Annotated in this window: 12 protein-coding genes; 8 read left to right on the top strand and 4 right to left on the bottom strand. The window is 55.5% G+C overall.

The window, feature by feature from the left end:
- Positions 1 to 9: 9 nt before the first annotated feature.
- Positions 10 to 1,116 (top strand): type I restriction endonuclease subunit R, EcoR124 family, encoded by a 1,107-nt coding sequence (locus ACRZ91_RS00545; RefSeq protein ID WP_480782737.1) that lies wholly within the window; start codon positions 10 to 12, stop codon positions 1,114 to 1,116.
- Between the two features lie 18 nt (positions 1,117 to 1,134).
- Here ACRZ91_RS00545 and ACRZ91_RS00550 read toward each other — a convergent pair whose 3' ends face one another.
- Positions 1,135 to 2,052, bottom strand: a complete 918-nt coding sequence (locus ACRZ91_RS00550) for a GIY-YIG nuclease family protein (protein WP_170610010.1) — start codon at positions 2,050 to 2,052, stop codon at positions 1,135 to 1,137.
- Positions 2,053 to 2,530: 478 nt separating this feature from the next.
- Between ACRZ91_RS00550 and ACRZ91_RS00555 the strand changes: the two genes are divergently transcribed.
- The 7 genes from ACRZ91_RS00555 (at position 2,531) to ACRZ91_RS00585 (ending at position 8,543) form a co-directional block, all read left to right on the top strand.
- Complete coding sequence (locus ACRZ91_RS00555; RefSeq protein ID WP_170610012.1) at positions 2,531 to 3,409, top strand: zincin-like metallopeptidase domain-containing protein; 879 nt, start codon at positions 2,531 to 2,533, stop codon at positions 3,407 to 3,409.
- Positions 3,406 to 3,609 (top strand): hypothetical protein, encoded by a 204-nt coding sequence (locus ACRZ91_RS00560; RefSeq protein ID WP_170610014.1) that lies wholly within the window; start codon positions 3,406 to 3,408, stop codon positions 3,607 to 3,609. The genes ACRZ91_RS00555 and ACRZ91_RS00560 overlap by 4 nt, the downstream gene beginning before the upstream one ends.
- Positions 3,606 to 3,830 (top strand): hypothetical protein, encoded by a 225-nt coding sequence (locus tag ACRZ91_RS00565; protein WP_170610016.1) that lies wholly within the window; start codon positions 3,606 to 3,608, stop codon positions 3,828 to 3,830. Before ACRZ91_RS00560 ends, ACRZ91_RS00565 begins: the two co-directional genes overlap by 4 nt.
- The gene (locus ACRZ91_RS00570) at positions 3,817 to 4,098 is read left to right on the top strand and encodes a hypothetical protein (RefSeq protein WP_170610017.1); all 282 of its coding nucleotides are present in this window, start codon (positions 3,817 to 3,819) and stop codon (positions 4,096 to 4,098) included. Before ACRZ91_RS00565 ends, ACRZ91_RS00570 begins: the two co-directional genes overlap by 14 nt.
- A 174-nt stretch (positions 4,099 to 4,272) precedes the next feature.
- Entirely contained in the window at positions 4,273 to 4,863 is a 591-nt protein-coding gene (locus tag ACRZ91_RS00575; RefSeq protein WP_170610019.1) for a hypothetical protein, read from the top strand.
- Positions 4,850 to 6,658 carry a relaxase/mobilization nuclease domain-containing protein gene (locus ACRZ91_RS00580; protein ID WP_480901834.1) on the top strand — a complete coding sequence of 603 codons (1,809 nt, stop codon included), beginning with the start codon at positions 4,850 to 4,852 and terminating at the stop codon, positions 6,656 to 6,658. Before ACRZ91_RS00575 ends, ACRZ91_RS00580 begins: the two co-directional genes overlap by 14 nt.
- Positions 6,651 to 8,543 (top strand): type IV secretory system conjugative DNA transfer family protein, encoded by a 1,893-nt coding sequence (locus ACRZ91_RS00585; protein ID WP_480782902.1) that lies wholly within the window; start codon positions 6,651 to 6,653, stop codon positions 8,541 to 8,543. The genes ACRZ91_RS00580 and ACRZ91_RS00585 overlap by 8 nt, the downstream gene beginning before the upstream one ends.
- 78 nt (positions 8,544 to 8,621) lie before the next feature.
- On the opposite strand, the gene ACRZ91_RS00590 is transcribed toward ACRZ91_RS00585, so the two are convergent.
- From ACRZ91_RS00590 to ACRZ91_RS00600, 3 genes are read right to left on the bottom strand one after another with little or no spacing between them, the layout of a single operon-like run.
- The gene (locus ACRZ91_RS00590) at positions 8,622 to 11,084 is read right to left on the bottom strand and encodes an AAA family ATPase (protein ID WP_170610023.1); all 2,463 of its coding nucleotides are present in this window, start codon (positions 11,082 to 11,084) and stop codon (positions 8,622 to 8,624) included.
- A complete protein-coding gene (locus ACRZ91_RS00595) occupies positions 11,081 to 11,449 on the bottom strand; it encodes a hypothetical protein (RefSeq protein WP_170610025.1) in 369 nt (122 codons plus the stop codon). The genes ACRZ91_RS00590 and ACRZ91_RS00595 overlap by 4 nt, the downstream gene beginning before the upstream one ends.
- Before the next feature lies 1 nt (position 11,450).
- Entirely contained in the window at positions 11,451 to 12,449 is a 999-nt protein-coding gene (locus tag ACRZ91_RS00600; RefSeq protein ID WP_170610027.1) for a TrbL/VirB6 family protein, read from the bottom strand.
- Positions 12,450 to 12,465: the final 16 nt, after the last annotated feature.

Raw genomic sequence — 12,465 nt, forward strand, 5'->3', positions numbered from 1 at the left:
TTTGAGGAGGTGTCCGTCGACAAAAACTTTCGCTTCCATGGCTTGATGCAGGCGTTTTCCAGAACCAACCGGATTTACGATGCGACCAAGACGTTCGGCAATATCGTGGCGTTCAGGGACCTTGAGCAAGCGACCGTTGATGCGATCACGCTGTTCGGTGACAAGAACACAAAGAACGTCGTGCTTGAGAAGAGCTACGACGAGTACATGAATGGTTTCGTTGATCAGGAAACCGGCGCGGCGCGACGCGGGTTCATTGATGTCGTGAAGGAGTTGACCGAGCGCTTCCCAAAGCCAGACGAGATTGTCAAAGAAGTAGATAAAAAGGAGTTCGCGAAGCTCTTTGGTGAGTATCTGAGAGTTGAGAATGTGCTCAGGAACTACGACGAATTTTCAGCATTGAAAGCCTATCAGGGGCTGGATTTAACAGATCCAGCTGCCGTTGAGGAGTTCAAGCAAAAGCACTATTTGAGCGACGAGGACCTCCGCGACCTAGCGGCGATAGACCTGCCTTCAGACCGAGCAGTTCAAGACTACAGATCAACATACAACGACATTCGCGATTGGCTGCGCCGGGAAAAGTCTTCGGCTGAGCAAGAACAAAGTAATATTGAGTGGGACGATGTCGTTTTCGAAGTGGATCTTCTGAAGTCGCAGGAAATCAACCTCGACTACATCCTCGAGCTCATCTTTGAGAAAAACAAAAAAGTGAGGAGCAAAGGGGATCGGATTGAAGATGCTCGCCGCGTCATTCGCGGTAGTCTTGGGAACCGAGCCAAAGAGAGCCTGATTGTGGACTTTATCAACCAGACTGATCTTGATCAGATAGATGATAAGGCAGGCGTGATCGATGCATTTTTCTCTTTTGCTCAGGAGCAGCAACGCAAAGAGGTAGACGAGCTTATTAGGTCGGAAGATCTAAATTCCGATGCGGCAAGGCGCTATATTTCTGCTTCCATAAAACGCGAATATGCAAGTGAAAACAGTGCTGACCTCAATGCCATACTCCCCGAGATGAGCCCACTAAATCCGCAGTTTCGGACCAAAAAGAAGACCGTCTTCGAGAAGATTGCAGCTTTTGTCGAAAAATTCAAAGGTGTTGGCGGGCAGGTCTAGCCAAAACGTTGAGGTGCCCTACGATTGCTGTTTTGCTTCTGCTTGTTGCCAGTCGTGATACGTCTGTTTTGATCCCTTGACCTTCCACTCCAGGCGTCCGTTGCTGTTTCGGTCCAGGACGACAGCAGCGGCGGCTGAAGGGCTATTGAACGACCAGGGTTTCGTGAAGCGGAGTTTTTGATTGCCGTCGGCGACCAGAGTGCCGTCGGATATGAGCTTTTCCTTCAAGCTGCCGTAGCTTAGTTGGACATAGCCAGTTTCGGTCAGCGCTTCGGACCCTTCCAGTACAACAAATTCGCCGTCCTCTTCGACAGCCGTCGCTTTGACGCCGCTCTTGTGGCGGATCTCGAATTGCACTTCGCCCTCGGTCCGCTCGTCAACAGGCTTCGCTGTCTGTGTTACCGCGCGTGGTTTTGGCTTGAGCATATCCAGACCGATTACGGGCAGGATGATGCGTAGGTTTGAGAGAAACTGCTCCATGTTGGCTACGTCGGCCTCGGGCAGTCGCCGCCTGCTTGTGTCCGGCTGCGTGCCGTTATCCAACATGACGCGGCCTGCCTGGGCGGCTTGCTCTATGAGTCGCGCCTCCAGATACTCCTCGTGTCCTTTGGAAAGGTCATCGTCACTTGTGGTGATGGTGATGGCAGTTTCCCAGAAATCTCTTTTGATCGCGCTTTGCTTGATCCTCTCGGCCACCGAATTTCCGGAGCCAATATAGGTGCGGGTGGCACCGGTTTTTTCGGGATCGGGGCCCGAGAGGATATAGATGCCGGTCCGATCAACTTCATCACGAGCGGTCAGGTCGCCGAAAGCTGAAGCGCCGCTTACAAAAAGCAAACCTGTCCAACCATGGATTGTCGCTTTTCGCAGCCCGGTTGGCTTCCCGTCTACGAGGAAAAGCTGGATTGTTCGACCGAATGAGCCCTCTGTTTGCACGATTTGTTCCTTGAAAACATGATTCTAATAATTTCTTGCACAGCTCACTCTAACCACGAAATTACATGATTGTCGTCCCGTGAGGACGGCTTTCCCATACGGACCGCACCGAGGCTCAACGGGCCGTTGGCCCGCTCCCCCCGATCCAGGCATCATTCCTTTTGTTGGGTCCGCCCAACATCCCTGACCGTGGCGGTCAACCTTAGTCCATCCCCAAAATCAGCCACCAATTTCCCCTGTCTCGCTGGCGAGCCATTCCTCGCGGGGCAAATTGGTGTCTGATTTTGGCGCAGACATTTTCTTCGCAAATGTGGCCGATTGACAGCCCCGTTCAGGGCCGTGGGTCGGGCTTTGCCCTCTCCCACTCTGTTCCGCCGAATACATGCGTATTCGGTCAGATCAGGTGGCCGAGGCGCAGCCCATCGGCGGAAAGGGGCGTGAAGCCTCTCCCGCGTCACTTTGATCGAGGAGGCCACAAATGGCACCGAAGTTTGATGTATATGCCCACGTCACCCTCACCATTATTGCAGAGATTGAGGCAGGCACGCCGCCATGGCGCAAGCCGTGGACTGGGAGCGCGTCGGGCATTGCCCTGCCAACCCGACACAATGGCGAGGAGTATCGCGGGATTAACATCTTGATGCTCTGGGTCATGGCAGCAAAGCATGGCTATGTGTCCAGCCGCTGGATGACCTACAAGCAGGCGCAAGAGCTGGGCGGCCAAGTCCGCAAAGGCGAGACGTCTTCGACTGTGGTCAAATACGGGACGTTCACCCGAGAGAACGAGCAGGGCATTGAGGAAGAACTGCCCTATGCGCGCGCCTATCGCGTGTTCAATGCCGCTCAGATCGAGGGTTTGCCGGAGGACTACTACATCCGGCCCGAGGCCCCGCGCGATCTTGGCACAGCCGAAGATCCTGAGCTTGAGGCGTTTTTCAGCCGGACAGGGGCAGAGATCCTCACCAGTGATGATCCGCGCGCCTATTACAGCCCAGCCAAAGATCACATCCACATGCCGCCGATTGCCACGTTTCACGATGCAGTAGGCTACTATGGGACGTTGGCCCATGAGGTGATCCATTGGACCGGCAGCGAAAAGCGGCTGGAGCGGATCAAGAAGTTTGCAAATCGAGAAGCCTATGCCTTTGAAGAACTGGTCGCAGAAATTGGCGCTTGTTTTCTTGGTGCTCAGATTGGCGTCGCGCCGGAATTCGACCAAAGCGCCGCCTACGTTGAAGGTTGGTTGAAAGCGTTCAAAGAGGACAAACGGGCGATTTTTCGTGCGGCATCTGAAGCGCAGAAAGCCGCAGACTTTGCATTGCAAGCAGCAGGTCAAAGCAAGGAGGTGGCAGCATGACTCCCGACTATCACAGCGATGATTTTGCGACGGCGCGTCTGGAAGATACCGTCAGCTTGCGAAGCGCCGCCCGTGAGGCGCACGCCACGCTTTACGCGGTGTTGAACCGACTGGAACTGAACGATCTGGACGGCGAAGAGCAGCCCTATATCGACGATTGTCTCGGGGCACTCGCAATCCTTGAGGAGGCGTTGCGATGACCTTGGAAGAGATCAAAACAGCAGTGGACGCGGGCAACCGCGTTCACTGGGTCAACAGCGGGTATGTGGTGACGCGTGATGACCTCGGGCGATACTTCATCACATTCATGCGGAACGGGTCGGCTATCGGCTTGACCGGTCGGGATGGCACCCTCCTGAACGGCGAGCCTGACGAATTTTTCATCGAGGAAAGCGCCGAGGATTGCCATGAAGTACTCTGACATCAGGCAGGCGGCCCGAGAGGGCCGCGCCAGCGTGCATCTTCATGGGTTCTGCAATCTGCCCGATGGCGGGCAGGAGTATTGTGATGATCCAGAACTGATTGATGGCTGGGCGATCTATGTCCGAGTTGAGACCCCGGACGACCCGCAACAACACTTTGATCTGCACGAGCTGCCCGATCATCAAACCTATGCCAGCGCCGAAGGCGCGGCCCGCGCAATAGCGCTGCAATTGCTTGGCGATGCTGAGGCGTGGAACCACGACTAGTGGTGCCATGCCTTGCGCATGAGGCTGGGCTTTGCCCGGCGGTCGCAGCCTATGGCTGCTCCAAACGGAATACAGGCAGTTGATGCAATATTATAATATTGAATCAAATATGGCTAAATGCCATAACAGAGCTGCCTGTATGATGCTGGCAAGAAATAGGGGTGATTACTTCACATGAGCCGACCGCGCGCACCACGGCACAAACGACTGACGCAAAACCAGCGTTTTGCGATCGTGCGCAAGCGTGCAGAGGGCGTCCCGATCGAGGATCTGGCCCGTGAATTCGGCGTCACGACCCGCAGCATCTTCTACACGTTGAAGGCCAATCAAAGCCGCAAGCTTGATGCGCGCGTGCGCTCCGAATTGGTGAATGTTCGGCTTACGCCAAAGGAGCTTGCGCGCTTTGATGCCGTGCTGACGCGGCATGATATCAACAGCCGGGCGGAGGGGCTGCGGCGGCTGATCTATGCGTCGAACGATCTGTTTGTTCCCGACGATGAACTGGCGAACCAGATGCAGGGGCTGTCGGCCTCGCTCAATCGCACAGGCAACAACATCAACCAGATTGCACAGCGCCTGAACGAGGCAAAACGCCAGGGCAAGACGCCGCCCTATGGCAATTCTGCCCATGGCCAAGTCCGCGCCTTGGCCGGGCTGATCTTCGACATCGCCGACCAGGTTCAGGACATGGCGCAGCGCCGCCGAAGCGCGCTGTCTGGCGAGGTTGCCCGCGTTCTGGGAGGCTTTGCCGATGACCCGGAATAGCGCCATTGCGGCCGCGCAGGAGGCCTTCTTCGACCGTGACTGGAGCCGCATTCGCGGCAGCGTCCCGCGCGCCCGCGCGAAGCACATGGCCCGGGCGGCGATGGGGCATTCCCCTGCGATCTTCAAAGCCATTCGAGACGGCGGAACACACAACAAATCACAGCTGCGCAACCAGCTGGAATACCTGACCACCAAGTCGAGCTTTATCATCGACAGCCGTGGCACCTATGACGGGCAAAGCGTTCTGTCAGCCAAAGAGATCGAGCAGGTCACGCGCCGGTTTTCCGCGCAGTGGAATGAAGGGTTCCATCCAAAGCTGGGACATACCTCACATCTCTTGATGGCCTTCCCAATTGGCACGCGCGGCGAGGATGTAGCCGAGATCACGCGCGAGATTTGCGAGCGGTTCTTTCAGGGCGAAGGCAGCCATTTTGACTACATCGCCGCCGTGCATGAGGACCGGGAGCACCCGCACGCCCACATCGTTCTGAACAGGCGCAGCAAGGACGGTGAATTCTTCTTTATGAAGGAAGGGCACCACTTCAATTACGACAGTTTTCGCGAGGCGATGGTCGAGGTGTCGGACCGCTACGGGCTGCGGCTTGAGGCGACGCGACAGCTCGAGCGTGGCATCACGACGAAGAGGCCCAGCGACGTGGACCAACGTCGTGCAGAAGCTACGGGGCAGAAGCCGACCGAGCGTGAGCGCGTGGGGCCGGAGCTTGACCGTGCCTTGGCTGAGGTGGCGCAGAACGCGCGGCTTTATCGCGGCCTGGCTGCCGAGGCCTCGCGCGAGAACCAGCATGAGATTGCAGCAGCCTTGGACAAGGCCGCGACGCTTTTGGCGCAGGGCAAACCGATTGAAGCAGATGGAAAGGTATATGGCATGGCCGAAGAACAGCATTCGTTTGATGAGGTCGTGGATGCCTTTCACGACAAGATCAACCAAGCCGAACGCATTGTTGCTGAGGCACCGGTCGATCGGCGCGCGGCGCTGGAGCATGAGCTGAACGACATCTATCGTTCACTGTCACATCTCAGCCCAATGGGAACGCAGTCCCACACCTTGCTCGAAGATGCGTCCAAGAGTGGGATCTATTCGGCCGCGAATATACGGGCCGAGGCCCAAGGCGCTTTGCAGGATCCGGCGCTGGCCGAACGCCTCGAACAGGCTTTGAAAGGCACCGGCATTGACGCGCAGGAGGTGACACGTCGAGTCGAAGTCGGCGCGGGCAATGCCGCGCTGGAGCGGCAATGGCTTGGTCAGGATTTGAAGGCGATTGCCGAGAAGGACGGCTATGACCTGTCTCGCGCCGATGAGCTCGAGAAAGCGATCGACCATCTCGACCGGGTTCATAGCGATCTGGGCCGTGTCTTGGCCGATGCTGAGGTTCTCAAAGACAGTGAGGTGGTGGAAGCGGACGGGCAAGCAGCCTTGGTCGACAGGTTGCCGCCGACCACGGCTGATATCCTGAGCCGTTTGAGAGGTGATCCGACCGAAGATCCCTTCCGCAGCGACCTGGAACGCGAGACTTTGCGTGCTGAGCTGGAGGAGCTGGTCGGTGAAGAAAATACCCCTGACTTAGCGATTGGCGATGAGACCGCGCTGGAGGAACAAATCGAAGACCGCCTGGACCGGCTCTATGCGGCCAAGGCCTACCTGCAGAGCGATGCCGCTCTGGCGAACAGTGTGGCGATGGAGTACGTCCTCGACGAAATCGCCAATGAAGAAATTGATGTTCAACGCGCGCGGCATGTCGATAGCGATGGCGAAAAGGGTGTGGCGCATGGGTAAAGCGCGGATCGCTCTTGGCGTCATGAGTTTTGCTGTTCTGGGCGCGGTTCTTGGGTATGTCCTGGCGTCGGCCTTTCTGACATTCCGCTGGTTCGGGGGCGGGGCGGATATCGATTTCCTGATGTTGGCGCGCAGCTATGGGGTTCTCCGAATGACCCATCCGGCCGATATGCAGATTGTTCACCTGATCGTGGGGGGAAGTACAGCAGCCGGTGTTTTGCTCAGTGCGGTCTTGATGAACGACGCTCTGACCAAATTTGGGGAAACCCACTGGCAGCACATGTCCGAGATGAAGCGGAACGGCTTTTTCGGAAAGCCCGGCTACGGCTATGTCGTCGGCAAAATGGGCAAGCCCAATAGTCGCAAACCCTTCGTGATGTCCAAGGTGTTCCCCCATGCCCTGATCGTCGCCCCGACCGGGCGCGGTAAGACGACGGGTTTCGTCATCCCGAACCTTCTGACCTACCAAGGCAGTGCCGTGGTGCTGGACGTAAAAGGTGAAAACTTCGAGGCAACAGCGCGCCAAAGAGCTGCGCAGGGCGACAAGGTGTTCCGGTTTGCGCCCACTGATTGGAAGGACAGCCGCTCGCACCGCTACAATCCCTTGCTGCGAATATCGGCGCTGGAAAACGTCGACCGCCAGCAGATGGAGCTGCAACTTCTGGCCTCGCTGTTCTTGCAAGCTGATAACGACCGCGTCCAAGGGCTCCTCGATGGCGGTATCGATCTGTTCGTGGCGGCAGGGCTTTTAGCTTTCGAGCGCAAGCGACCGACCCTCGGTGAGATTTACCGCATCACCGCATCAGGTGGCGACAAGCAGAAGGAATATCGCCGCCGCGCCGACGAGGTGGTCAACCCAGCCGCCAAGCTGATCTTCATGCGCATGGCTTCGACCAACAACGACACGCTGACGTCCTACCTGTCGCTTCTGATGACCTCGGGCCTCAAACAATGGTCAAACCCCGCCATCGACCGTGCAACGGCAACTTCTGACTTCGATTTTCGGGATATCCGAAAAGCGCCGTTTTCGGTTTATCTCGTGGTCGAACCACTGATGGTGAAACCGCTCGCGCCGCTGATCCGCTTGTTCTTCTCAGATTTGTTAGCATCGCTTCAGGACCATGAACCTGGCAAGGACGAACCTTGGCCGGTGATGATCATGCTCGACGAGTTCAACCGTCTGGGCAAAATGCCGATCGTTCTGGACAGCATTGAGACACTGCGGTCTTACCGGGCCAACCTCGCGATCGTCACACAGACCATCCCGGCGCTAGATGAAATCTACGGCGAAAATGCCCGGCGTGCCTTGCAGGGCAACGCGGGCATCAAGCTCTATCTGACTCCCTCAGATGAAAAGACCATCGAAGAGCTCAGCAAAGCTGTCGGCAAAACCACCAAGCGCGTTGTGACCCACTCGCGCTCAGTCGGTCGCAACCCCTTCTCCGGTCGCAGTATGTCTGAACGGACCGAAGAGACCGCGTTGCTGCCCGAGGATGAAGCGCGGCGCATGGATCTTGATGACATCGTTCTGGTGGTCGACGCGCAAATGCCCGTGCGCGCCAAACGGATCAAATACTATGACGACCGGTTCTTTAAGCAGATCTTCGACAAGCAAACCGGCGATCTGCCGTACCCGTCCGCCGGGGACCAAATGCGTGGTCTGCAAGGGCAAATTAAAGCGCTGGAGGAGAAGATTGGGGCGCTTGAGGTGCCGAAGGTGATGCCTGCTGAGGGATCTGAAAGTAGCGGGAAGCGACGTGAAGAGATCGATGATTTGGCCAGAGAAGAGCGGGAGGTGACGTCAGGCAACAAGCCTAGTCGGGGCGAATATCAGGCGGGAACAGATCGGGTGGAGAGGTTCATTGCGGGGGCGGCTGACCGATGAGTGTAGGCGGCAGAAGCATCCTCTCTTGGTGCATATTCCAATCAGAATTCGCCGTAATAGATGCACATCGCGCAGGCCCTAAAGCGGCATCTTAGGCTTTTTCTTAAGGTTCAGGTTAACAGAGTTGCATGAACACCGAAGCCCTTCTGGTGCAGTGCCTTTGGGAGTAATATACAGCCATGATCCGCAGTCATCGCATTGTGCGCATGCCAGCAGATCCTTGAACGCCTTAACAATAGGTATAAAGTCGTTGGGACTAAAGTTGGCCCACTCGTTGAAATGTACGGCCTTATTGACGGTCCAGTCTTCCTCGCCCTTGTGGGTGTTGGCTGCCTTGAGACGTTGCTTGCGAGCCTGCGCTTTGGACTTTTGGTCCTCGTTGCCCCAGGATTGCGCCGAGTCGACGGCTTTTCCTAGGAGATCTGACAGTCTAGAAAAAGCGCTCGGTAATAGCCCCCCTAGATCGTAGCTGTTGTCTGCTCTGAAGACCGTTTGCGCCCCCAGTTGATCCGCAAGGAGTCGGGCGACAAACTCCATGTGACGCCGCAAAATCGGAGCGGCAACTTCGACCTTACCCTTAGCCAAAGCTGTATCGATTTCCACCCAAATTTCTGGGTTCGATTCCACCAACGGACCGGTGTCCACAGACCAACTATCAAAGGCCATAGATGTTTTTCGGGTCACCAGCTTTGCCGAACGCATCTGCTCTGCCCAAACTTTGTCATGGGTGGCAATCACGAATTGCGTGTTTGGGAATTCTGCCATCAAAAGTTTGCAAAATTGGTAACGATGGTCTGCATCGACAGACATCACAACATCATCGAGCAGCGCGACGGTAAAACGGTCACCCAAGAGCCGCTTCATCAATGCAAGGTATAGGCATACACCCATGCCATCTTGGTGACCTTCGCTATGAAAAGCACCTGGTGGGAAAAGTCCCCGCTCGTAGAAATTCACATCAAAATCGAGACGCCCTTCAGTTGCTTTAAAACGTGCGACAAATTTTTGCTCATCGCCGTCATTTAAGAGGCGATAAAACTTGCTGAAATCATCTTCGACGGCCTCGTATAGCTCGTCGAGTTCCGACTCCATCGCTGCGCACCAAGCGTCATATGCGACTTTGCTGGCGTCTCGTGCCTTTTTGGAAGCTGTCTCGGTGAAACGTGCTGCTTTGTAGTCCTTGAACCGCTGTTCAGCATTGATCAGAAAACTCTGTGCGGCCAACGAAGCAGATTGATCAGGCTTCGCGCGAATAGCGCTCATAAAGTCCGCCAGTTTGGCCCCAAAGCCTTCCGGAATGGCTGGCCATCCACTGGCCAAGCGATCCTTCAACTCCAAGATTGTTGCGAAAGACTTTAGTTGTTCCTGAAAAAACGCCAAGTCTTTGCCCCATGCGACGACGCTGGACAGCATTTCAACTGCGCTCTCAATCTTGGCAATACGGTGAGTTTCGAGCAGCAGCGCTTTCAAGTTTCCCACTTCCGTCGAAAGTGATGATGCATGCTCAATGAGCTTTTGCTTCAGCTCTCCTGCCGCTTGCGATTTCTGTTGCTTGGCATGTAGGTGCGAAAGAAGATGTGCTTCATCGGGCCATTCATGATCGCACATTGGACATGACGGTCCGTCCACCAACTTCAAGCCGCTCTTCACCAACTCCCGTTGTTGCAACGAAACGAGGAGCCGTGCGTCTTTTTCGAGTTGCTCGATCTGATCGATAAGAGCTTCAGCATCCGGAGACGGAGATTGCCCAAGCTCGACGATCTTCTTGTTAAGCTTGTCCAGTTCGATCAGTGCTGCGGATTTATTGAGCGATTGTTCACCGGTAGGTTCCGCCAAGCCCTGGTCGATGATTGTATCAGCCGTCATTGCATCGTGGATTTCCAGTCCTAGCAGCTTGCGCTTTGCATTGACCGCTTCCAGCATTTCAGCTGCAGACAAAGACGTGATGCCTAGGTGCTGCAACAGCGTATCTCTTTTGTCCTGCGTATCCGTTTCCGCTGCAATCGCTGCCCGGTTGAGCTTGCCGTATGCTGTGTTCAGTGCCGAACGGGTCTGACCCAACTCATCGATCTTTAGAATCTCTTGAATCTGTGCCGATCGCTTCGTTGGTTCAACCAAGATGAATTTCAGAATTTCTCTTCTCGCCAAAGTGATTTCGGGATGCTGAGAAACTTCGTCCAAAATTTCCACGATGTCCGGATCGTTCGGTTCGATACTTGGCTTCTTGGGGGCAGAAACCTTGCGAGTGAGCTTGGCTTTTTTGCCAAGTGTCGGGAAGGATACCTCCAGCTCTACAAATGCAGCATCTGGGAATTTGATATGGTCTACATGAGGACCATGATCTGCTAGTGACAGCCCTTTGGTTCCGGTTCCGGTCAATCTGCCAATCTGACCAGTTAGCGCAAATTCGATGGCGTCAATGACCCCACTTTTTCCCGAGCCGTTCGGGCCGGATATCGCGAAGGTCTTCTCAGCCAAGTTGATGTCCAACTTACGAATTCCACGAAATTCTTCGATGTGTGCTGAAACGATCTTGATCACAGAACTTCCCCTCCGTCTGGAAGAGTGAAAATCGCGGCCAGATCGTCAGCCTTAATTTTTCGACCTTCTTTCAGGAGCGCTTCAAGCTTCGTTGTTTTGGATGAGTCGAAATTTTCATCATTTGAAAGTGTTTCGAGAAATTTGTTTGCAACTGAATCCTGAAGCGACGCCATTTTACACCAAGCTTGTTTAACCTGATTTACTATAGGTTGAGTGCCAGTTTCTCGTAAGGGGTCTTGTTTGGAAAAGTTTGAAATCTGACACCATCCGAAAGCTTTGACTGGCATGGCGCTTATTGCAAGACGCTGTCTTGGCAGGCTTTCTAGCAATACCTTTCTAACTTGAAGCAGCTTGAAAAGGACCAATTCACTCCAGCCGCTTCGCTCGTTCTGCTACCCGCTGAACCATCGAAACAGACGCAGTGCTAGCTTGCCGTATCCCAGCCCCCGCAACTTCCGCGTTTGACCTCGCTCCAAATCTTGCCCGCGCCAGTGACCCTTTGGTGCCAATCAAGCCCTTTGCGAACCCACCCGGACCGGGAATGCTCGGGGGCCCAGCCATCATGAAGTTGCCTGAGATTGAGCGGACGATCAGCGGGGTGGCGATGATCATGCCGCCTGCGAGAAACATCATCATGAAGAAAGGCACCAGCGCGCCGATGTTGCTCGCGCCAGAGGGATCGCCGAGCTCGGTCATTAGTGAGCGCGACATTCCGACGACGGTGGAAAAAACCCCCGCGATCACGAGGGGGTAGAGCGCATAGGATACCGTGCTGGACAGCCAGCGATGGAAATAGTCCTTGCTGACATCAAAAAGCGAAAGCGCGATCATGATGGGGGCGATGCCGATTATGAAGGCCAGCATAATCTTCGCGAAGATCAGGACCAGGCCGCAGAGCGCACCGATGACGCCCAATAGGAACGCGCCGATCGCGCCGATCAGGGCTCCGGCCATCCAATGCATGTTGTCTCCTGCCGCATTCAGGTAGTCACCAAATTCTTCGATGAGGTCGTCAAAGGCCCCGGCAAAGTAGGATGCACCTGCACCGCCGCCGCCAAGCCCTGCCACCATGCCGCCCGCGAGCTGGTCAAGCCCGTTGATGAGGGCGCTGGCCACCGCGTTGAATTGGACCCAATTCATCGCAAACAGGGAGATGAGCATGAGCTTGAGGGCGAACCAGAAGGCAGTCCGCCCATCCGTGGATTTGTACTGAAACACCATGTTGAGGAAGACGCCGATCACCGCGAGCGTCGAGGCCACCGCAATGACGCCGCCAAGCTGCCCGGCGACGTTGCCAAAAGTGGTTTGGGCCGCGTCTTCCAGAAAGTTGTCGGTTGTCTCAACCATCCATGTGACGACGCCCATAGGATCCCCCTCAGTT

Source organism: Ruegeria sp. O11, assembly GCF_056535285.1.

What these genes read in the sequence shown, in the direction of transcription:
- ACRZ91_RS00555 (WP_170610012.1), top strand. Translation starts at nt 2,531, where the DNA reads ATGGCACCGAAGTTTGATGTATATGCCCACGTCACCCTCACCATTATT.
- ACRZ91_RS00560 (WP_170610014.1), top strand. Translation starts at nt 3,406, where the DNA reads ATGACTCCCGACTATCACAGCGATGATTTTGCGACGGCGCGTCTGGAA.
- ACRZ91_RS00565 (WP_170610016.1), top strand. Translation starts at nt 3,606, where the DNA reads ATGACCTTGGAAGAGATCAAAACAGCAGTGGACGCGGGCAACCGCGTT.
- ACRZ91_RS00570 (WP_170610017.1), top strand. Translation starts at nt 3,817, where the DNA reads ATGAAGTACTCTGACATCAGGCAGGCGGCCCGAGAGGGCCGCGCCAGC.
- ACRZ91_RS00575 (WP_170610019.1), top strand. Translation starts at nt 4,273, where the DNA reads ATGAGCCGACCGCGCGCACCACGGCACAAACGACTGACGCAAAACCAG.
- ACRZ91_RS00580 (WP_480901834.1), top strand. Translation starts at nt 4,850, where the DNA reads ATGACCCGGAATAGCGCCATTGCGGCCGCGCAGGAGGCCTTCTTCGAC.
- ACRZ91_RS00585 (WP_480782902.1), top strand. Translation starts at nt 6,651, where the DNA reads ATGGGTAAAGCGCGGATCGCTCTTGGCGTCATGAGTTTTGCTGTTCTG.
- ACRZ91_RS00600 (WP_170610027.1), bottom strand. Translation starts at nt 12,449, where the DNA reads ATGGGCGTCGTCACATGGATGGTTGAGACAACCGACAACTTTCTGGAA.